This window comes from Escherichia sp. WS1152 (assembly GCF_046487665.1).
Classification (GTDB): domain Bacteria; phylum Pseudomonadota; class Gammaproteobacteria; order Enterobacterales; family Enterobacteriaceae; genus Escherichia; species Escherichia coli.
In genome coordinates, this window is the sequence record NZ_JBJQJA010000006.1 from 1 (window position 1) to 19,439 (window position 19,439).

21 protein-coding genes and 1 other annotated feature are annotated in these 19,439 nt (G+C 50.0%); of the genes, 10 read left to right on the forward strand and 11 right to left on the reverse strand.

Annotated elements, in window-relative coordinates; genetic code table 11:
- Positions 1–408 precede the first annotated feature (408 nt).
- The 3 genes from clpB to rluD all read right to left on the reverse strand — a co-directional run bounded on the left by clpB (position 409) and on the right by rluD (position 4,820).
- Positions 409–2,982: an ATP-dependent chaperone ClpB gene (gene clpB, locus ACJHW7_RS11065; RefSeq protein ID WP_001235102.1), complete on the reverse strand. Its 2,574-nt coding sequence runs from the start codon at positions 2,980–2,982 to the stop codon at positions 409–411.
- A gap of 129 nt (positions 2,983–3,111) precedes the next feature.
- Positions 3,112–3,843: a purine nucleoside phosphorylase YfiH gene (gene yfiH / locus ACJHW7_RS11070; protein WP_000040129.1), complete on the reverse strand. Its 732-nt coding sequence runs from the start codon at positions 3,841–3,843 to the stop codon at positions 3,112–3,114.
- Positions 3,840–4,820 carry a 23S rRNA pseudouridine(1911/1915/1917) synthase RluD gene (gene rluD, locus ACJHW7_RS11075; RefSeq protein ID WP_000079091.1) on the reverse strand — a complete coding sequence of 327 codons (981 nt, stop codon included), beginning with the start codon at positions 4,818–4,820 and terminating at the stop codon, positions 3,840–3,842. The genes yfiH and rluD overlap by 4 nt, the downstream gene beginning before the upstream one ends.
- Before the next feature lie 134 nt (positions 4,821–4,954).
- On the opposite strand from rluD, the gene bamD reads away from it, so the two are divergent.
- From bamD to pheA, 4 genes are all read left to right on the forward strand, one after another.
- Positions 4,955–5,692 carry an outer membrane protein assembly factor BamD gene (gene bamD / locus ACJHW7_RS11080; RefSeq protein WP_000197686.1) on the forward strand — a complete coding sequence of 246 codons (738 nt, stop codon included), beginning with the start codon at positions 4,955–4,957 and terminating at the stop codon, positions 5,690–5,692.
- A 270-nt stretch (positions 5,693–5,962) separates the two neighbouring features.
- Positions 5,963–6,304 (forward strand): ribosome-associated translation inhibitor RaiA, encoded by a 342-nt coding sequence (raiA, locus tag ACJHW7_RS11085; RefSeq protein ID WP_000178456.1) that lies wholly within the window; start codon positions 5,963–5,965, stop codon positions 6,302–6,304.
- Between the two features lie 102 nt (positions 6,305–6,406).
- Positions 6,407–6,532: a sequence feature (Phe leader region), on the forward strand.
- The gene (gene pheL / locus ACJHW7_RS11090) at positions 6,408–6,455 is read left to right on the forward strand and encodes a pheA operon leader peptide PheL (protein ID WP_001386991.1); all 48 of its coding nucleotides are present in this window, start codon (positions 6,408–6,410) and stop codon (positions 6,453–6,455) included. Its footprint overlaps the feature before it by 48 nt.
- Before the next feature lie 21 nt (positions 6,533–6,553).
- Positions 6,554–7,714 carry a bifunctional chorismate mutase/prephenate dehydratase gene (gene pheA / locus ACJHW7_RS11095; protein WP_000200120.1) on the forward strand — a complete coding sequence of 387 codons (1,161 nt, stop codon included), beginning with the start codon at positions 6,554–6,556 and terminating at the stop codon, positions 7,712–7,714.
- A 42-nt stretch (positions 7,715–7,756) separates the two neighbouring features.
- On the opposite strand, the gene tyrA is transcribed toward pheA, so the two are convergent.
- Positions 7,757–8,878, reverse strand: a complete 1,122-nt coding sequence (tyrA, locus tag ACJHW7_RS11100) for a bifunctional chorismate mutase/prephenate dehydrogenase (RefSeq protein ID WP_000225204.1) — start codon at positions 8,876–8,878, stop codon at positions 7,757–7,759.
- A gap of 10 nt (positions 8,879–8,888) precedes the next feature.
- Entirely contained in the window at positions 8,889–9,959 is a 1,071-nt protein-coding gene (gene aroF / locus ACJHW7_RS11105) for a 3-deoxy-7-phosphoheptulonate synthase AroF (protein ID WP_001168032.1), read from the reverse strand.
- 209 nt (positions 9,960–10,168) lie between these two features.
- On the opposite strand from aroF, the gene ACJHW7_RS11110 reads away from it, so the two are divergent.
- From ACJHW7_RS11110 to ACJHW7_RS11125, 4 genes are all read left to right on the forward strand, one after another.
- Positions 10,169–10,534, forward strand: a complete 366-nt coding sequence (locus ACJHW7_RS11110) for a DUF2799 domain-containing protein (RefSeq protein ID WP_001301878.1) — start codon at positions 10,169–10,171, stop codon at positions 10,532–10,534.
- 149 nt (positions 10,535–10,683) lie between these two features.
- On the forward strand, positions 10,684–11,202 hold the full coding sequence (locus tag ACJHW7_RS11115; RefSeq protein ID WP_001212391.1) for a YfiR family protein: 519 nt from the start codon (positions 10,684–10,686) through the stop codon (positions 11,200–11,202).
- Positions 11,192–12,418 (forward strand): diguanylate cyclase DgcN, encoded by a 1,227-nt coding sequence (dgcN, locus tag ACJHW7_RS11120; RefSeq protein ID WP_000969029.1) that lies wholly within the window; start codon positions 11,192–11,194, stop codon positions 12,416–12,418. Before ACJHW7_RS11115 ends, dgcN begins: the two co-directional genes overlap by 11 nt.
- A gap of 15 nt (positions 12,419–12,433) precedes the next feature.
- Positions 12,434–12,916 carry an OmpA family protein gene (locus ACJHW7_RS11125; protein WP_000589828.1) on the forward strand — a complete coding sequence of 161 codons (483 nt, stop codon included), beginning with the start codon at positions 12,434–12,436 and terminating at the stop codon, positions 12,914–12,916.
- A gap of 76 nt (positions 12,917–12,992) precedes the next feature.
- Here ACJHW7_RS11125 and rplS read toward each other — a convergent pair whose 3' ends face one another.
- From rplS to ffh, 5 genes are all read right to left on the reverse strand, one after another.
- Positions 12,993–13,340: a 50S ribosomal protein L19 gene (gene rplS, locus ACJHW7_RS11130; protein ID WP_000065253.1), complete on the reverse strand. Its 348-nt coding sequence runs from the start codon at positions 13,338–13,340 to the stop codon at positions 12,993–12,995.
- A gap of 41 nt (positions 13,341–13,381) precedes the next feature.
- Complete coding sequence (gene trmD, locus ACJHW7_RS11135; protein WP_000264777.1) at positions 13,382–14,149, reverse strand: tRNA (guanosine(37)-N1)-methyltransferase TrmD; 768 nt, start codon at positions 14,147–14,149, stop codon at positions 13,382–13,384.
- Between the two features lie 30 nt (positions 14,150–14,179).
- A complete protein-coding gene (rimM, locus tag ACJHW7_RS11140; RefSeq protein ID WP_000043335.1) occupies positions 14,180–14,728 on the reverse strand; it encodes a ribosome maturation factor RimM in 549 nt (182 codons plus the stop codon).
- Positions 14,729–14,746: 18 nt separating this feature from the next.
- Positions 14,747–14,995: a 30S ribosomal protein S16 gene (gene rpsP / locus ACJHW7_RS11145; protein ID WP_000256450.1), complete on the reverse strand. Its 249-nt coding sequence runs from the start codon at positions 14,993–14,995 to the stop codon at positions 14,747–14,749.
- A gap of 136 nt (positions 14,996–15,131) precedes the next feature.
- Positions 15,132–16,493 carry a signal recognition particle protein gene (ffh, locus tag ACJHW7_RS11150; RefSeq protein ID WP_000460035.1) on the reverse strand — a complete coding sequence of 454 codons (1,362 nt, stop codon included), beginning with the start codon at positions 16,491–16,493 and terminating at the stop codon, positions 15,132–15,134.
- A 166-nt stretch (positions 16,494–16,659) separates the two neighbouring features.
- Between ffh and ACJHW7_RS11155 the strand changes: the two genes are divergently transcribed.
- Both ACJHW7_RS11155 and ACJHW7_RS11160 read left to right on the forward strand, forming a co-directional pair.
- On the forward strand, positions 16,660–17,451 hold the full coding sequence (locus ACJHW7_RS11155; RefSeq protein ID WP_001338897.1) for an inner membrane protein YpjD: 792 nt from the start codon (positions 16,660–16,662) through the stop codon (positions 17,449–17,451).
- A 20-nt stretch (positions 17,452–17,471) separates the two neighbouring features.
- The gene (locus ACJHW7_RS11160; RefSeq protein WP_032154090.1) at positions 17,472–18,758 is read left to right on the forward strand and encodes an HlyC/CorC family transporter; all 1,287 of its coding nucleotides are present in this window, start codon (positions 17,472–17,474) and stop codon (positions 18,756–18,758) included.
- Positions 18,759–18,812: 54 nt separating this feature from the next.
- Here ACJHW7_RS11160 and grpE read toward each other — a convergent pair whose 3' ends face one another.
- Positions 18,813–19,406, reverse strand: coding sequence for a nucleotide exchange factor GrpE (gene grpE, locus ACJHW7_RS11165; RefSeq protein WP_001296310.1), 594 nt, complete (start codon positions 19,404–19,406; stop codon positions 18,813–18,815).
- Between the last annotated feature and the right edge of the window lie 33 nt (positions 19,407–19,439).

Consider the following 19,439-nt stretch of genomic DNA (forward strand, 5'->3'; position numbering starts at 1 on the left):
GAATTACGTGTTCACTCTTGAGACTTGGTATTCATTTTTCGTCTTGCGACGTTAAGAATCCGTATCTTCGAGTGCCCACACAGATTGTCTGATAAATTGTTAAAGAGCAGTGCCGCTTCGCTTTTTCTCAGCGGCGCGGGGTGTGCATAATACGCTTTCCCGCTACAGAGTCAAGCATTTATTTTTGCTTTCTCTGTCGGAATTCTCAGGAGAACCCCGCTGACCCGGCGGCGTGTTTGCCGTTGTTCCGTGTCAGTGGTGGCGCATTATAGGGAGTTATTCCGGCCTGACAAGCGAAAAATATAAAAACTTTATCGTTCGCTCACTTTTCAGGCAAAACATCTTAAATATAGTCTTTTCCGTCTAACTTATAGACAAAAACGAGCCCCGAAGGGCTCGTTTTATCATTTACTGGACGGCGACAATCCGGTCTTCATTAACTTCCAGGCGAATCACTTTACCCGGAACCAATTCACCAGACAGTATTTGCTGTGCCAGCGGGTTTTCGATCTGCTGCTGAATTGCACGTTTCAGAGGACGTGCACCATAGACCGGATCGTAACCGTTCTCGCTCAGCAGTTTCAGCGCCTCGTCAGAAATGTGGATTTCATAACCACGTTCTTCCAGACGTTTATACAGACGTTTCAACTGAATCTGCGCAATCGACGCAATGTGCTGTTCACCCAGCGGATGGAAGACCACCACTTCATCGATACGGTTAATGAATTCCGGACGGAAGTTATGGCTAACCACACCGAGCACCAGCTCTTTCATGTGCGCATAATCCAGTTCACCGAAGCGTTCCTGAATCAAATCGGAACCGAGGTTAGAGGTCATAATGACAACCGTATTACGGAAGTCGACCGTTCTCCCCTGCCCGTCAGTCAGACGCCCATCATCCAGTACCTGCAACAGAATGTTGAAGACATCCGGATGCGCTTTTTCCACTTCATCCAGCAGGATAACGGAATACGGACGACGACGCACAGCTTCGGTCAGGTAGCCACCTTCTTCATAACCGACATATCCCGGAGGCGCACCAACCAGACGAGACACCGAGTGTTTCTCCATAAACTCGGACATATCGATACGGACCATCGCCTCGTCGCTATCAAACATAAAGTTCGCCAGCGCCTTACAAAGCTCTGTTTTCCCCACACCAGTTGGGCCGAGGAACAGGAATGAACCAATCGGGCGATTTGGATCCGCCAGCCCCGCACGGCTACGACGAATAGCGTTAGATACCGCATCAACCGCTTCGTTCTGACCAATTACGCGATGGTGCAGTTCTTGCTCCATACGCAGCAGTTTTTCGCGCTCGCTTTCCATCATGCGAGAAACCGGAATCCCCGTCCAACGCGCCAGCACTTCAGCAATTTCGGCGTCGGTCACTTTATTACGCAATAGACGCATAGTTTTGCCTTCGAGCTGCGTTGCGGCTTCCAGTTGCTTTTCCAGTTCCGGGATTTTGCCGTATTGCAGTTCAGACATCCGCGCCAGGTCCCCCACACGGCGAGCCTGTTCAATAGCGATTTTCGCCTGTTCCAGTTCCGCTTTAATGGTCTGCGTACCAGAAAGCGATGCCTTCTCTGCTTTCCACTCTTCTTCTAACTCGGAGTACTGACGTTCTTTGTCGCTCAGTTCTTCGTTGAGCATATCCAGGCGTTTTTTACTGGCTTCATCAGACTCTTTCATTAACGCCTGTTGTTCCAGTTTGAGCTGGATGATACGACGATCGAGTCGGTCGAGTTCTTCTGGTTTTGAGTCAATTTGCATACGAATGCTGGATGCTGCTTCATCGATCAGGTCGATAGCTTTATCCGGCAGCTGACGGTCAGCAATGTAGCGATGAGACAACGTCGCCGCTGCAACAATTGCCGGGTCAGTAATTTGCACATGGTGGTGCAATTCGTAACGTTCTTTCAGGCCACGCAGAATCGCAATGGTATCTTCAACAGAAGGCTCGGCAACAAACACTTTCTGGAAACGACGTTCCAGCGCAGCATCTTTTTCGATGTACTGGCGATATTCGTCAAGCGTAGTGGCACCTACGCAGTGCAATTCACCACGCGCCAGCGCCGGTTTCAGCATGTTTCCGGCGTCCATTGCGCCATCGGCTTTACCCGCGCCGACCATGGTATGTAATTCGTCGATAAACAGGATGACGTTGCCTTCCTGTTTGGCAAGATCGTTAAGCACGCCTTTTAAACGTTCTTCAAACTCACCGCGATATTTCGCCCCAGCCACCAGCGCGCCCATATCCAGCGCCAGTACCCGGCGGCCTTTCAACCCTTCCGGCACTTCGCCGTTGATAATACGCTGCGCCAGACCTTCAACGATGGCAGTTTTACCGACGCCGGGTTCACCAATCAGTACCGGGTTATTTTTAGTACGACGTTGCAGCACCTGAATGGTACGGCGAATTTCTTCATCACGACCAATCACCGGATCGAGTTTGCCCTGTTCGGCTCGTTCGGTAAGGTCGATGGTATATTTTTTCAAAGCCTGACGTTGGTCTTCAGCACCTTGATCGTTCACGCTTTCACCTCCACGCATTTGTTCAATCGCTTGAGTAATGTTGGCGGTGGTCGCCCCTGCTGCTTTCAGGATGTCGGCCAGCGTGCCGCGAGACTCAAGTGCCGCCAGAACGAACAGTTCTGACGAGATAAAGTTATCACCACGTTTTTGCGCCAGCTTGTCGCAAAGATTAAGAACGCGCACCAGATCCTGTGATGGCTGGACATCACCACCAGTACCTTCAACCTGCGGTAAACGATTTAATGCCTGATTGATATCTGTGCGCAACTGGCCAGCATTTATGCCAGCTGATGTTAACAAAGGACTAACCGACCCCCCTTCCTGATTCAGCAGGGCGCTCATTAAATGAAGTGGTTCGATGAATTGGTTGTCGTGCCCGAGTGCAAGTGATTGGGCATCGGCAAGAGCAAGCTGGAATTTATTAGTAAGACGATCCAGACGCATAACTCCTCCCATAACGGATCAAAGTTGCTACTGGAGATTAAATGAGGTCATCCCTCAATTATTCAAGGTTATTGACCAGATTAATGTGAAAAGAAAATCACGCGTACCGGATCGTCTTGATTCTTTAGGTTATATCAGCCAAATGAAACTTGCCATACGCCCGGTGGTCTTGTCGCGACGATAAGAGAAGAAAGTCTCATTTTCCGTATATGTACAACGGTCGCCGCCGAAAATTTGTTCAACACCAACGCTCGCCAGACGCTGCCGGGCAAGCAGATAAATATCCGCCAGATACTTATCACCATGCTGAATGAAAGCTGTACTCGCTTTGGCGTCTGCTGCCATAAACGCCTCGCGAACCTCCGCCCCCACTTCGAACGCGCGTGGACCAATTGCCGGCCCTAACCAGGCGAGAATATTTTCCGGATTATCAGCAAAACAGGAAACTGTCTCTTCCAGCACGCCTGCGCACAGTCCACGCCAGCCAGCATGAGCGGCGGCGACTTCCGTTCCCGCTCGATTGCAAAACAGCACAGGGAGGCAGTCGGCAGTCATCACTGCGCAAACCGTGCCAGGCGTATTGCTATAAGAGGCATCTGCTCGTTTTGAGGCATAAGGTTCGCCAGTAAGCTTAAGCACATCTTTGCCGTGTACCTGCTCAAGCCAGACCGGTTTAGAAGGCAAATTGCCCGCAGCAAAAAGTCGCTTGCGATTCTCCTCAACATGATCCGGGTTATCGCCACAATGGGCACCGAGGTTGAGCGAGTCATACGGGGGCAAGCTCACGCCGCCGATACGAGTAGAGCTACAAGCCGCAACACCTTTTGGCAGCGGCCACTGCGGGACAATCAGCTTACTCATAACCAGTCCACTTCATCCTTATGTTCTTCGAAATCGGCACGCATCGCCTCAATCAGCTCCACCATATCTTGTGGAATAGGCGCATGCCATTCCATTTCGATGCCGGAGATCGGATGATAAAGACGCAGCATGGTTGCATGAAGCGCCTGGCGGTCAAACTTACGCAGCGTGGAGATAAACGCTTCCGAAGCACCTTTTGGCGGACGCGGACGGCCACCATAAACCGGATCGCCCACCAGCGGATGAGTGATATGGGCCATATGCACGCGGATCTGGTGCGTACGTCCAGTTTCCAGACGCAACCGCAGACGCGTGTGCACACGGAAGTGTTCCATGATGCGATAGTGAGTCACCGCTGGTTTGCCCATCGGATGCACCGCCATGTGAGTACGTTTGGTCGGGTGGCGACTGATTGGCTCATCCACCGTACCGCCAGCGGTCATATGACCAATCGCCACCGCTTCGTACTCACGAGTAATTTCACGCCTTTGCAAAGATTCGACTAAACGCGTCTGAGCCGGAACGGTTTTTGCCACAACCATCAGGCCAGTGGTGTCTTTATCCAGACGATGGACGATGCCCGCACGCGGTACATCGGCAATAGGCGGATAATAATGAAGCAACGCATTCAGTACCGTGCCATCCGGGTTACCCGCGCCAGGATGAACCACCAGGTCGCGCGGTTTATTAATGACGATGATGTCTTCATCTTCATAGACGATATCCAGCGGGATATCCTGCGGTTCAAAACGCGCTTCTTCTTCAATCTCTGCGTTGATGGCAACCTGCTCGCCACCCAATACTTTTTCTTTCGGCTTATCACAAAGTTTGCCGTTAACCAGCACGCGCTGGTCGAGGATCCATTCTTTTATTCGCGAACGTGAATAATCCGGGAACATTTCGGCCAAAGCCTGATCTAAGCGTTGACCGAGTTGGTTTTCGGACACCGTTGCAGTGAGCTGTACTCGTTGTGCCATATATACTGCTTCTTCGTTTATCGTTGGGGTTTTACGGCTTTGCCGTTTAATATAGTGTGCTATTGTAGCTGGTCTTAACCGGGAGCAGGAACAGAGAATCTCCCGTATTACATTTTGAGGAAAGTCAAAACGTCATGACGCGCATGAAATATCTGGTGGCAGCCGCCACACTAAGCCTGTTTTTGGCGGGTTGCTCGGGGTCAAAGGAAGAAGTACCTGATAATCCGCCAAATGAAATTTACGCGACTGCACAACAAAAGCTGCAGGACGGTAACTGGAGACAGGCAATAACGCAACTGGAAGCGTTAGATAATCGCTATCCGTTTGGTCCGTATTCGCAGCAGGTGCAGCTGGATCTCATCTACGCCTACTATAAAAACGCCGATTTGCCGTTAGCGCAGGCTGCCATCGATCGTTTTATTCGCCTTAACCCGACCCATCCGAATATCGATTATGTCATGTACATGCGTGGCCTGACCAATATGGCGCTGGATGACAGTGCGCTGCAAGGGTTCTTTGGCGTTGACCGTAGCGATCGAGATCCTCAACATGCACGAGCTGCGTTTAGTGACTTTTCCAAACTGGTGCGCGGCTATCCAAACAGTCAGTACACCACCGATGCCACCAAACGTCTGGTATTCCTGAAAGATCGTCTGGCGAAATATGAATACTCCGTGGCCGAGTACTATACAGAACGTGGCGCATGGGTTGCCGTCGTTAACCGCGTAGAAGGCATGTTGCGCGACTACCCGGATACCCAGGCTACGCGTGATGCGCTGCCGCTGATGGAAAATGCATACCGTCAGATGCAGATGAATGCGCAAGCTGAAAAAGTAGCGAAAATCATCGCCGCAAACAGCAGCAATACATAACAGAAACCTGAAACACAAAACGGCAGCCCTTGAGCTGCCGTTTTTTTATTCTGTCAGTTGTGAAACTGAAGCGATTTAGTCACTATCGATCTCATCAAATATGGCTCGCTTTGAGATATTCCTCAAGTAAAAAAACACCTCTTCCTGCGATTTCTCACAAAAAAGATTCGTTGACAAAAAGTGACAAAATTATGAGATTTCCATCACACATTTTGACATCAGGAACGGTATGCTGAATTCACCAAGACGGGAAGACAAGAGGTAAAATTTATGACAATGAACATTACCAGCAAACAAATGGAAATTACTCCGGCCATCCGCCAACATGTCGCAGACCGTCTCGCCAAACTGGAAAAATGGCAAACACATCTGATTAATCCACATATCATTCTGTCCAAAGAGCCACAAGGGTTTGTTGCTGACGCCACAATCAATACACCTAACGGCGTTCTGGTTGCCAGTGGTAAACATGAAGATATGTACACCGCAATTAACGAATTGATCAACAAGCTGGAACGGCAGCTCAATAAACTGCAGCACAAAGGCGAAGCACGTCGTGCCGCAACATCGGTGAAAGACGCCAACTTCGTCGAAGAAGTTGAAGAAGAGTAGTCCTTTATATTGAGTGTATCGCCAACGCGCCTTCGGGCGCGTTTTTTGTTGACAGCGTGAAAACAGTACGGGTACTGTACTAAAGTCACTTAAGGAAACAAACATGAAACATACACCGTTTTTCTTCGCATTCTTTTTTACCTTCCCCTGAATGGGAGGCGTTTCGTCGTGTGAAACAGAATGCGAAGACGAACAATAAGGCCTCCCAAATCGGGGGGCCTTTTTTATTGATAACAAAAAGGCAACACTATGACATCGGAAAACCCGTTACTGGCGCTGCGAGAGAAAATCAGCGCGCTGGATGAAAAATTATTAGCATTACTCGCAGAGCGGCGCGAACTGGCCGTCGAGGTGGGAAAAGCCAAACTGCTCTCGCATCGCCCGGTACGTGATATTGATCGTGAACGCGATTTACTGGAAAGATTAATTACGCTCGGTAAAGCGCACCATCTGGACGCCCATTACATTACTCGCCTGTTCCAGCTCATCATTGAAGATTCCGTATTAACTCAGCAGGCTTTGCTCCAACAACATCTCAATAAAATTAATCCGCACTCAGCACGCATCGCTTTTCTCGGCCCCAAAGGTTCTTATTCCCATCTTGCGGCGCGCCAGTATGCTGCGCGTCACTTTGAGCAATTCATTGAAAGTGGCTGCGCCAAATTTGCCGATATTTTTAATCAGGTGGAAACCGGCCAGGCCGACTATGCCGTCGTACCGATTGAAAATACCAGCTCCGGTGCCATAAATGACGTTTACGATCTGCTGCAACATACCAGCTTGTCGATTGTTGGCGAGATGACGTTAACTATCGACCATTGTTTGTTAGTCTCCGGCACGACTGATTTATCCACCATCAATACGGTCTACAGCCATCCGCAGCCATTCCAGCAATGCAGCAAATTCCTTAATCGTTATCCGCACTGGAAGATTGAATATACCGAAAGTACGTCTGCGGCAATGGAAAAGGTTGCACAGGCAAAATCACCGCATGTTGCTGCGTTGGGAAGCGAAGCTGGCGGCACTTTGTACGGTTTGCAGGTACTGGAGCGGATTGAAGCGAATCAGCGACAAAACTTCACCCGATTTGTGGTGTTGGCGCGTAAAGCCATTAACGTGTCTGATCAGGTTCCGGCGAAAACGACGTTGTTAATGGCGACCGGGCAACAAGCCGGTGCGCTGGTTGAAGCGTTGCTGGTACTGCGCAACCACAATCTGATTATGACCCGTCTGGAATCACGCCCGATTCACGGTAATCCATGGGAAGAGATGTTTTATCTGGATATTCAGGCCAATCTTGAATCAGCGGAAATGCAAAAAGCATTGAAAGAGTTAGGGGAAATCACCCGTTCAATGAAGGTATTGGGCTGTTACCCAAGTGAGAACGTAGTGCCTGTTGATCCAACCTGATGAAAAGGTGCCGGATGATGTGAATCATCCGGCACTGGATTATTACTGGCGATTGTCATTCGCCTGACGCAATAACACGCGGCTTTCACTCTGAAAACGCTGTGCGTAATCGCCGAACCAGTGCTCCACCTTGCGGAAACTGTCAATAAACGCCTGCTTATCGCCCTGCTCCAGCAACTCAATCGCCTCGCCGAAACGCTTATAGTAACGTTTGATTAACGCCAGATTACGCTCTGACGACATAATGATGTCGGCATAAAGCTGCGGATCCTGAGCAAACAGTCGCCCGACCATCGCCAGCTCAAGGCGGTAAATCGGCGAAGAGAGCGCCAGAAGTTGCTCAAGCTGAACATTTTCTTCTGCCAGGTGCAGCCCGTAAGCAAAAGTAGCAAAGTGGCGCAGTGCCTGAATAAACGCCATATTCTGATCGTGCTCGACAGCGCTAATACGATGCAACCGAGCGCCCCAGACCTGAATTTGCTCCAGAAACCATTGGTATGCTTCCGGCTTACGTCCATCACACCAGACCACAACTTGCTTTGCCAGGCTACCGCTGTCCGGGCCGAACATCGGGTGTAACCCCAGTACCGGGCCATCGTGCGCCGCCAGCATGGCCTGTAATGGTCCATTTTTCACTGATGCCAGATCAACCAGAATACAATCTTTCGGTAAAGGCGGTAATTTGCCGATAACTTGCTCAGTAACGTGGATTGGCACACTAACAATCACCATTCCGGCATCGGCAACAATATCAGCCGCTCGATCCCAGTCATGTTGCTCCAGAATCCGCACCTGATAACCCGATAGTGTCAGCATCTTCTCGAACAGGCGTCCCATCTGACCGCCGCCGCCAACGATAACTACCGGGCGTAACGCAGGACAAAGTGTTTTAAATCCTTTGTCGTTTTCACTGGAGTAAGATTCACGCATCACCCGACGCAAAACATCCTCAATCAGATCTGGCGGTACACCCAGAGCTTCCGCCTCTGCACGACGCGAGGCCAACATAGATGCCTCGCGCTCCGGAACATAAATAGGCAGTCCAAAGCGGCTTTTCACCTCGCCCACTTCAGCAACCAGTTCCAGACGCTTCGCTAATAAATTCAGCAGCGCTTTATCGACTTCATCAATTTGATCGCGTAATGCGGTCAATTCAGCAACCATAATAAACCTCTTAAGCCACGCGAGCCGTCAGCTGCCCGTTCAGATCCTGATGAATTTCACGCAGCAAGGCATCGGTCATTTCCCAGCTAATGCAGGCATCGGTTACGGATACACCGTATTTCATTTCACTGCGCGGTTGCTCGGAAGACTGATTGCCCTCGTGGATATTACTTTCGATCATCAGACCAATAATTGAGCGATTGCCATCTTTGATTTGAGCAACCACGGATTCTGCCACCGCAGGCTGACGGCGATAATCTTTATTGGAATTACCGTGGCTGCAATCTACCATCAGAGACGGGCGCAGTCCCGCCTGTTCCATCTCTTTTTCACATTGCGCAACATCCGCAGGGCTATAGTTCGGCGCTTTACCACCGCGCAGGATCACATGTCCGTCCGGATTCCCCTGAGTTTGTAGCAACGCAACCTGACCTGCCTGGTTAATGCCAACAAAACGGTGCGGCTGGGCGGCGGCGCGCATAGCGTTAATTGCTGTTGCCAGACTGCCGTCGGTGCCGTTTTTAAAACCAACCGGCATGGAAAGCCCGGAGGCCATTTCACGGTGAGTTTGCGATTCCGTTGTACGAGCACCAATTGCTGACCAGCTAAACAAATCGCCCAGGTATTGCGGGCTATTCGGATCTAACGCTTCCGTCGCCAGTGGCAGTCCCATATTCACCAGCTCAAGCAGCAATTTACGCGCGATCTGCAGCCCGGCTTCTACATCAAAAGAGCCATCCATATGGGGATCGTTAATTAACCCTTTCCAGCCGACAGTGGTACGGGGTTTTTCAAAATAGACGCGCATTACCAGATAGAGGCTATCGCTGACCTCTGCGGCAAGGGCTTTAAATCGACGAGCATATTCCAGAGCAGTTTCCGGATCATGAATGGAACAAGGACCACATACTACCAGCAGACGAGGATCGCGCCCGGCGATAATATCTGAAATGGTTTTACGCGAGTCAGCAATCTGGGCTTCTTGTTGCAGGCTTAATGGAAAAGCGGCCTTCAGTTGTGCCGGAGTCATTAAAACCTGTTCGTCGGTAATATGTACGTTATTCAGCGCGTCTTTTTGCATGATGGCGATCCTGTTTATGCTCGTTTGCGATAGTTGATCCTCAGCGAGGATGACGTAACGATAACACATAAAGTAAAGTTTTCAATCCATATTTCGTACATTTTTCTTTACAGAAGCAATTTATTCGCGCTTTCAACCCTTGATTCTGTATAGATAAATTTACACCACCTTTGAAAACAATCCGCTATGCTTTGAAAAAGGAGAAAGAAATGATGAAAAAGTTTATCGCCCCCTTGTTGGCTTTACTGGTTAGCGGATGCCAGATTGATCCTTATACTCACGCGCCAACCTTGACCAGCACCGACTGGTATGATGTTGGTATGGAAGATGCGATATCGGGCAGCGCCATAAAAGATGACGATGCATTTAGCGATTCACAGGCGGATCGCGGTCTATACCTTAAAGGATATGCCGAAGGACAAAAGAAAACTTGCCAGACCGATTTTACTTATGCCCGAGGACTTTCCGGTAAAAGCTTTCCTGCCAGCTGCAACAATGTTGAAAATGCCAGCCAACTGCATGAAGTATGGCAAAAAGGGGCTGATGAAAATGCCAGCGCAATACGATTAAATTAATTAAAACCCCACAAATAAATTAAACATAAGATTTTACTCATTATGTTTTATTTCTCACAATGATGACGACCGCATGAAATAATGATATTTTAATGAGCATTCTGAAAAAATATCGATGCATTTCGAGCGAAGATGGTGGGGATCCCTGAATGCGTTTTTCTCACCGACTGTTCTTACTGCTGATTCTCCTGCTGACGGGAGCACCAATACTCGCTCAGGAGCCTTCTGACGTTGCGAAAAACGTGCGTATGATGGTTTCCGGTATTGTCAGTTACACCCGCTGGCCTGCGCTATCAGGGCCACCAAAGTTATGTATCTTTTCATCTTCACGTTTTAGTACCGCCCTACAAGAGAATGCCGCGACATCTTTGCCTTATCTGCCTGTCATCATTCACACTCAACAAGAGGCGATGATTTCAGGCTGCAATGGTTTTTATTTTGGCAACGAGTCACCGACATTCCAGATGGAATTAACCGAACAATATCCGTCAAAGGCGTTATTATTAATTGCCGAACAAAATACCGAGTGCATTATTGGTAGCGCCTTTTGTCTGATCATCCACAATAATGACGTCAGATTTGCCGTAAACCTGGATGCCTTATCGCGTAGCGGTGTAAAGGTCAACCCGGATGTCTTAATGCTCGCACGGAAGAAAAATGATGGATAACGATAATTCTCTTAATAAGCGCCCCACGTTTAAAAGAGCATTACGCAACATCAGTATGACCAGCATATTTATCACTATGATGCTGATCTGGTTGCTGCTTTCCGTGACCTCGGTGCTGACCCTGAAACAGTACGCGCAAAAAAACCTGGCACTGACAGCAGCAACAATGACTTACAGTCTGGAAGCAGCTGTCGTTTTTGCCGATGGCCCTGCAGCAACTGAAACACTGGCAGCGCTGGGCCAGCAAGGGCAATTTTCAACTGCAGAAGTACGTGATAAGCAGCAAAATATTCTGGCATCCTGGCATTACACCCGTAAGGATCCAGGCGATACTTTCAGCAATTTCATAAGCCACTGGCTCTTCCCTGCCCCCATCATTCAGCCGATTCGTCACAATGGTGAAACCATTGGCGAAGTACGCTTAACCGCTCGCGACAGTTCAATCAGCCATTTTATCTGGTTTTCGCTCGCCGTACTGACCGGTTGTATTCTGCTGGCATCAGGAATCGCAATTACCCTCACCCGCCATTTGCACAATGGCCTGGTGGAAGCACTGAAAAATATCACCGATGTCGTACATGATGTGCGTTCCAACCGCAATTTTTCCCGACGAGTTTCGGAAGAACGTATCGCTGAGTTTCACCGCTTCGCTCTCGACTTCAACAGTCTGCTGGATGAAATGGAAGAGTGGCAGCTTCGTTTACAGGCCAAAAATGCGCAGCTTCTGCGTACCGCGCTACATGACCCATTAACCGGGCTGGCTAACCGCGCAGCGTTTCGTAGCGGCATCAATACGTTGATGAACAATTCCGATGCCCGAAAAACGTCGGCGTTACTATTTCTTGATGGCGATAATTTCAAATATATCAATGATACCTGGGGTCATGCGACGGGCGATAGAGTCTTGATTGAAATCGCAAAACGGTTAGCTGAATTTGGCGGGCTGCGACATAAAGCATACCGCCTGGGCGGCGATGAATTCGCTATGGTGCTCTATGATGTACAGTCGGAATCTGAAGTGCAGCAGATATGCTCAGCACTGACACAAATCTTTAATCTCCCGTTTGATCTTCATAATGGCCATCAGACCACCATGACATTAAGCATTGGTTACGCAATGACCATTGCGCACGCTTCTGCGGAAAAATTACAAGAGCTGGCCGATCACAATATGTATCAGGCCAAACACCAGCGTGCCGAAAAGCTGGTGAGATAACAAGGATATATCGATATGATAAAGCACCTGGTAGCACCCCTGATTTTCACCTCACTAATACTGACTGGCTGCCAGTCCCCTCAGGGAAAGTTTACTCCTGAGCAAGTCGCCGCTATGCAATCTTATGGATTTACTGAATCCGCCGGCGACTGGTCGCTGGGCTTATCAGATGCCATTCTGTTCGCAAAAAATGACTACAAATTGCTCCCGGAAAGCCAGCAACAGATCCAAACCATGGCAGCCAAATTGGCCTCGACAGGGCTAACACATGCCCGTATGGATGGACACACCGATAACTATGGTGAAGACAGTTACAACGAAGGCTTATCATTGAAACGGGCGAATGTCGTGGCCGATGCATGGGCTATGGGTGGACAAATTCCACGCAGCAATCTCACCACACAGGGTTTAGGAAAAAAATATCCCATAGCCAGTAACAAGACCGCCCAGGGCCGCGCCGAGAACCGCCGCGTCGCAGTGGTGATTACTACCCCTTAAAACACGAGCAAACAGATAAAAAAAGGGCCAGCCAATTGGCCAGCCCTTCTTAACAGGATGTCGCTTAAGCGAAATCTTAGTTAAGACGCTCTTTGATACGAGCAGCCTTACCAGTACGCTCACGCAGGTAGTACAGTTTAGCTTTACGAACAGCACCACGACGTTTGACAGAAATGCTGTCAACTACCGGAGAGTGAGTCTGGAAGACACGCTCAACGCCTTCGCCGTTGGAAATTTTACGAACAGTGAATGCAGAGTGCAGACCGCGGTTACGAATAGCGATAACCACGCCCTCGAATGCCTGCAGACGTTTTTTGGAACCTTCAACAACCCATACTTTCACTTCCACGGTATCACCCGGACGGAAGGAAGGTACGTCCTGCTTCATCTGCTCTTGTTCAAGTTGCTTAATAATGTTGCTCATAATTTAATCTCTTATCCTGGGTAAACTGATATCTCGGGGGCTTACGCCATCCCATCATGTTTATGTTGCTGTTGTGCGTGTTCCGTTTTGAACTCCGCCAGCAACCTTGCTTGCTCTTCAGTCAGAGCCAGGTTTTCCAGAAGTTCAGGTCTTCTAAGCCAGGTACGGCCCAGCGACTGTTTCAAACGCCAGCGACGTATCTCGGCATGGTTGCCCGACAGTAACACTGGCGGAACCTCCATCCCTTCTAACACCTCAGGCCGCGTATAGTGCGGGCAATCCAGCAATCCTTCAGCAAAGGAATCTTCCGTTGCCGAGGCTTCATGTCCCAGTACTCCCGGAATAAACCGGGAAACGGAGTCAATCAGCGTCATTGCTGGTAACTCACCACCACTGAGAACGTAATCGCCGATTGACCATTCTTCGTCAATTTCGGTTTGGATCACGCGCTCATCTATACCTTCGTAGCGACCGCACACCAGAATCAATTTTTGATTCGTTGCCAGTTCGCTGACGCCCGCTTGATCAAGCTTGCGTCCCTGTGGTGAAAGATAAATCACCTTTGCGCCTTCACCCGCCGCGGCTTTTGCTGCATGAATGGCGTCCCGCAAGGGTTGCACCATCATTAACATCCCCGGTCCGCCGCCGTAAGGACGATCGTCCACGGTACGGTGCCGGTCATGCGTGAAATCGCGAGGACTCCAGCTCTGGATGCTCAGCAGGCCATTTTTAACTGCCCGGCCAGTTACCCCGTAATCGGTAATTGCGCGGAACATTTCAGGAAACAGGCTAATTATGCCAATCCACATAGCGCCGTCTTTTACCGTTTATCCGGTGGTTTAAAAACCAGGATCCCAATCTACTTCGATTGAACGAGTAGTGAGATCGACTTTCTTGATAACCTGCCCATCGAGGAACGGTACGAGACGTTCCTTGATACCAAACGCATCTTTCAGGTTTGCCTTAATGACGAGAACGTCATTGGATCCGGTTTCCATCATATCGACGACTTTACCGAGATCGTAGCCTTCAGTGGTTACTACCTGGCAGCCCATCAGGTCTTTCCAGTAGTAGTCACCCTCTTCAAGCTGAGGCAGCTGCGATGAATCCACGACAATTTCACAATTTGTCAGCAGGTTCGCCGCATCACGATCGTCAACGCCTTTCAGCTTGATGATCATGTCCTGATTGTGGTGCTTCCAGCTTTCCAGCTGGACTTGCTGCCACTGACCCGCCTTCTGGATAAACCAGGGCTGATAGTCAAAAATGCTTTCGGCGTCTTCGGTGGAAGAAAACACTCTGAGCCACCCACGAATACCGTAAGACGAACCCATTTTTCCCAAAACGATGGGATCAACAGGTGCTTGCGCGGTGAGTTGTTTGCTCATCATGACCACCGTGACAGATTAAGCTGCTTTGTTTACTTCTTTGATCAGCGCAGCAACGCGATCAGAAATAGTTGCGCCCTGGCCAACCCAGTGAGCGATGCGATCCAGATCCAGGCGAGTGCCTTCTTCTTTTTCGCTAGCGATTGGGTTGAAGAAACCAACGCGCTCGATGAAGCGACCGTTGCGTGCATTACGGCTGTCAGCGACAACAACCTGGTAGAACGGACGCTTTTTAGCGCCGTGACGTGCTAAACGAATAGTTACCATAACATCCTCTTGTGTGAATAAAACAACCGGACCCCATCGAGGAACGGAGTCCGGTGTCATATTAAAAGCCCGAAAATTTTACTGATTTCTGGAGAAAATGCAATCAGCAGTTAATAACTCTGTCGCATAAGGTCATTTAGCGACCAGGAAATCCCGGCGGCATCATCCCCTTCATGCTTCTCATCATCTTCGCCATTCCGCCCTTCTTCATTTTCTTCATCATGCGCTGCATGTCGTCGAACTGTTTCAGAAGACGGTTAACGTCCTGCACCTGCATACCGCAACCGGCAGCAATACGGCGTTTACGCGAACCTTTGATGATTTCTGGCTTAGCGCGCTCTTTCATCGTCATCGAGTTGATGATGGCTTCCATACGCACCAGCACTTTATCGTCCATCTGTGACTTGACGTTATCCGGGATCTGCCCCATGCCCGGCAGCTTGCCCATCAGACTAGCCATGCCGCCCATATTTTTCATCTGGCGCAGTTGCTCAAGAAAGTCGTTGAGATCGAAGCCGTCGCCTTTTTTTAGCTTGCTGGCTAATTTCTCTGCCTGCGCGCGGTCAACTTTGCTTTCGATATCTTCGATCAGCGACAGTACGTCGCCCATGCCGAGAATACGCGACGCGATGCGGTCCGGATGGAACGGCTCCAGCGCCTCAGTTTTCTCGCCAACACCGAGGAACTTGATCGGTTTGCCAGTGATGTGACGAATAGAGAGCGCCGCACCGCCGCGGGCATCGCCGTCCACTTTGGTCAACACTACGCCGGTCAGCGGTAACGCTTCATTGAATGCTTTTGCCGTATTGGCCGCATCCTGACCGGTCATGGCGTCAACCACAAACAGGGTTTCAACCGGATTTATGGACGCATGGACTTGTTTGATCTCGTCCATCATCGCTTCGTCAACGTGCAGACGACCAGCGGTATCCACCAGCAGCACGTCGTAGAATTTCAGTTTGGCTTCTTTCAGCGCCGCGTTAACGATATCTACCGGCTTCTGACCAACATCAGAAGGGAAGAAATCAACGCCCACCTGCTCTGCAAGCGTCTCAAGCTGTTTGATTGCCGCTGGACGATAAACGTCGGCAGAAACCACCAGCACTTTTTTCTTGTGCTTCTCGCGCAGGAACTTACCGAGCTTACCGACACTGGTGGTTTTACCGGCACCTTGCAGGCCCGCCATCAGCACGACCGCAGGCGGTTGTGCCGCCAGATTCAGGGTCTGGTTCTCTTCGCCCATCGCCGCAACCAGTTCGTTACGGACGATTTTGACGAACTCCTGCCCCGGCGTCAGGCTTTTATTAACTTCATGACCAACCGCTTTCTCTTTTACGCGATTGATAAACTCACGCACTACCGGCAGAGCGACGTCCGCCTCCAGCAGCGCCATGCGCACTTCGCGCAGCGTATCTTTTACGTTGTCTTCAGTGAGGCGTCCACGGCCACTGATATTGCGCAGCGTGCGCGACAAACGATCGGTTAAATTATCAAACATTGTCTCTCGCCTGGGGTGGAAACGGTTGGCCGCAATCGCGACACATCATCAGTATTTTGCCGCAGTATAACATGAAGGCGTCTTTGTTGTTATGCAACGGTTGGAGCAGCGTTCACCTGACGCTATACTGCTTCTCTTTCTTATTGCTCAAACTGTCGACATTACTATGCCCGTTTTTGCTCTGCTCGCGCTTGTCGCCTACTCCGTCAGTCTTGCGCTGATTGTTCCCGGTCTGCTGCAAAAAAACGGCGGCTGGCGGCGCATGGCTATTATTTCTGCGGTCATTGCGCTGGTCTGCCACGCAATCGCTCTGGAAGCCCGCATCCTGCCCGACGGTGATAGCGGACAAAACCTCAGCCTGCTGAACGTTGGTTCATTGGTCAGTTTGATGATCTGTACGGTAATGACCATTGTGGCTTCTCGCAATCGTGGCTGGTTGCTGCTACCCATTGTCTATGCCTTTGCGCTTATCAACCTGGCGCTGGCAACCTTCATGCCCAATGAATACATCACCCATCTGGAAGCTACACCTGGGATGCTGGTGCACATTGGCTTATCGCTCTTTTCCTATGCCACGCTAATTATCGCCGCCCTGTACGCGCTGCAACTGGCGTGGATTGATTACCAACTGAAGAACAAGAAGCTGGCGTTTAACCAGGAAATGCCGCCATTGATGAGTATCGAGCGTAAAATGTTCCACATCACGCAGATTGGCGTGGTGCTGCTAACGCTCACGCTTTGCACTGGCCTGTTCTACATGCACAACTTATTTAGCATGGAAAATATCGACAAGGCTGTGCTCTCTATCGTGGCGTGGTTTGTCTATATTGTGCTGCTGTGGGGACATTATCATGAAGGATGGCGTGGACGCCGCGTCGTCTGGTTTAACGTTGCGGGTGCAGTCATTCTGACACTGGCCTACTTCGGCAGCCGAATTGTCCAGCAGTTAATCAGCTAAACCCAGAAAAGGAGTTTCCCCTGGAACACATTTCTACTACTACGTTGATCATTATTCTGATCATCATGGTGGTCATTTCAGCCTATTTTTCCGGGTCCGAAACCGGAATGATGACCCTCAACCGCTATCGTCTGCGACATATGGCGAAACAGGGTAATCGCTCGGCCAAACGCGTCGAAAAATTGCTGCGTAAGCCAGACCGCCTGATAAGCCTGGTGTTAATCGGCAATAACCTGGTCAATATTCTTGCCTCCGCGCTCGGCACTATTGTTGGGATGCGTTTGTACGGCGATGCGGGCGTGGCAATTGCGACTGGTGTGCTGACCTTTGTGGTGCTGGTTTTTGCCGAAGTGTTGCCGAAAACTATCGCTGCGCTATACCCGGAAAAAGTCGCTTATCCGAGTAGTATTCTGTTAGCACCGCTGCAAATTTTGATGATGCCGCTGGTCTGGTTGCTGAACGCTATCACCCGCATGTTAATGCGCATTATGGGCATCAAAACCGATATCGTGGTCAGCGGCTCTTTGAGCAAAGAAGAGTTGCGCACTATCGTGCACGAATCGCGCTCACAAATTTCCCGTCGCAATCAGGATATGCTGCTGTCGGTGCTCGATCTGGAAAAAATGACCGTTGATGACATCATGGTGCCGCGCAGTGAAATTATCGGTATTGATATCAACGATGACTGGAAATCTATTCTGCGCCAACTCTCCCACTCACCTCACGGGCGCATCGTGCTCTACCGTGATTCGCTGGACGACGCCATCAGTATGCTGCGAGTACGTGAAGCCTGGCGGTTGATGTCGGAGAAAAAAGAGTTCACCAAAGAAACCATGCTGCGCGCCGCGGACGAGATCTATTTTGTGCCGGAAGGTACGCCGCTCAGCACGCAGTTGGTAAAGTTTCAGCGCAACAAAAAGAAAGTCGGCCTGGTCGTCAACGAGTATGGAGACATTCAAGGGCTGGTGACGGTTGAAGATATTCTGGAAGAGATTGTCGGCGATTTCACTACGTCGATGTCGCCAACACTTGCCGAAGAGGTCACGCCGCAAAACGACGGTTCGGTGATTATCGATGGCACCGCCAACGTGCGGGAAATCAACAAAGCCTTTAACTGGCATCTACCGGAAGATGATGCCCGCACGGTTAATGGCGTCATTCTTGAGGCACTGGAAGAGATCCCTGTCGCAGGCACCCGCGTGCGTATTGGCGAGTACGATATAGATATTCTCGACGTACAGGACAATATGATTAAGCAGGTAAAAGTTTTTCCTGTGAAACCGCTGCGCGAGAGTGTGGCGGAGTAACGAAAACGGCCCTGCATTCGCATGCAGGGCCGTGAATTATTACGAAAACAGAAATTACGCTTTTGCTTTCGCTACAGTTACCATCGCCGCACGAATCGTACGACCATTCAGCGTATAACCCTTCTGCATAATGCCCAGTACGTTACCTGGCGCAACGTCATCAGATTCCACCATTGCGATAGCCTGATGCACATTCGGGTCCAGCGGCACGTTAGTTTCGGCGATCACTTCAACACCAAACTTACGCACAACATCCAGCATCGACTTCAGCGTCAGCTCAATGCCTTCAACCATCGCAGACATATCCGGGTTAGCTTTATCAGCCACTTCCAGCGCACGATCCAGGCTATCAATCACCGGCAGCAATTCGTTGATGAATTTCTCCAGCGCGAATTTGTGGGCTTTTTCAATATCCAGTTCAGTACGACGACGCAGGTTTTCCATTTCGGCTTTTACACGCAAAATGCCGTCACGTTCACGGGTCTGGGCTTCAGCCAGCTGAGCTTCGAGATTCGCAATTTTTTCATCGCGCGGATCCACCTGCTCAGCAGAAGCTTCTGGCTCAACTGCCTCAATCTCTTCGTGCTGATCCATGATAATTTCTTCCGGGGCTTGCCCCTCAGGCGTTTTCTGTTCTTTACTACTCATGAATTTCTCCGCGTTTTTTTCGCATTCATCTCG

Bases quoted from the DNA above. Each gene is read 5' to 3' on its own strand.
- clpB (WP_001235102.1), bottom strand. From the start codon at position 2,982: ATGCGTCTGGATCGTCTTACTAATAAATTCCAGCTTGCTCTTGCCGAT.
- yfiH (WP_000040129.1), bottom strand. From the start codon at position 3,843: ATGAGTAAGCTGATTGTCCCGCAGTGGCCGCTGCCAAAAGGTGTTGCG.
- rluD (WP_000079091.1), bottom strand. From the start codon at position 4,820: ATGGCACAACGAGTACAGCTCACTGCAACGGTGTCCGAAAACCAACTC.
- bamD (WP_000197686.1), top strand. From the start codon at position 4,955: ATGACGCGCATGAAATATCTGGTGGCAGCCGCCACACTAAGCCTGTTT.
- raiA (WP_000178456.1), top strand. From the start codon at position 5,963: ATGACAATGAACATTACCAGCAAACAAATGGAAATTACTCCGGCCATC.
- pheA (WP_000200120.1), top strand. From the start codon at position 6,554: ATGACATCGGAAAACCCGTTACTGGCGCTGCGAGAGAAAATCAGCGCG.
- tyrA (WP_000225204.1), bottom strand. From the start codon at position 8,878: ATGGTTGCTGAATTGACCGCATTACGCGATCAAATTGATGAAGTCGAT.
- aroF (WP_001168032.1), bottom strand. From the start codon at position 9,959: ATGCAAAAAGACGCGCTGAATAACGTACATATTACCGACGAACAGGTT.
- ACJHW7_RS11110 (WP_001301878.1), top strand. From the start codon at position 10,169: ATGATGAAAAAGTTTATCGCCCCCTTGTTGGCTTTACTGGTTAGCGGA.
- ACJHW7_RS11115 (WP_001212391.1), top strand. From the start codon at position 10,684: ATGCGTTTTTCTCACCGACTGTTCTTACTGCTGATTCTCCTGCTGACG.
- dgcN (WP_000969029.1), top strand. From the start codon at position 11,192: ATGATGGATAACGATAATTCTCTTAATAAGCGCCCCACGTTTAAAAGA.
- ACJHW7_RS11125 (WP_000589828.1), top strand. From the start codon at position 12,434: ATGATAAAGCACCTGGTAGCACCCCTGATTTTCACCTCACTAATACTG.
- rplS (WP_000065253.1), bottom strand. From the start codon at position 13,340: ATGAGCAACATTATTAAGCAACTTGAACAAGAGCAGATGAAGCAGGAC.
- trmD (WP_000264777.1), bottom strand. From the start codon at position 14,149: ATGTGGATTGGCATAATTAGCCTGTTTCCTGAAATGTTCCGCGCAATT.
- rimM (WP_000043335.1), bottom strand. From the start codon at position 14,728: ATGAGCAAACAACTCACCGCGCAAGCACCTGTTGATCCCATCGTTTTG.
- rpsP (WP_000256450.1), bottom strand. From the start codon at position 14,995: ATGGTAACTATTCGTTTAGCACGTCACGGCGCTAAAAAGCGTCCGTTC.
- ffh (WP_000460035.1), bottom strand. From the start codon at position 16,493: ATGTTTGATAATTTAACCGATCGTTTGTCGCGCACGCTGCGCAATATC.
- ACJHW7_RS11155 (WP_001338897.1), top strand. From the start codon at position 16,660: ATGCCCGTTTTTGCTCTGCTCGCGCTTGTCGCCTACTCCGTCAGTCTT.
- grpE (WP_001296310.1), bottom strand. From the start codon at position 19,406: ATGAGTAGTAAAGAACAGAAAACGCCTGAGGGGCAAGCCCCGGAAGAA.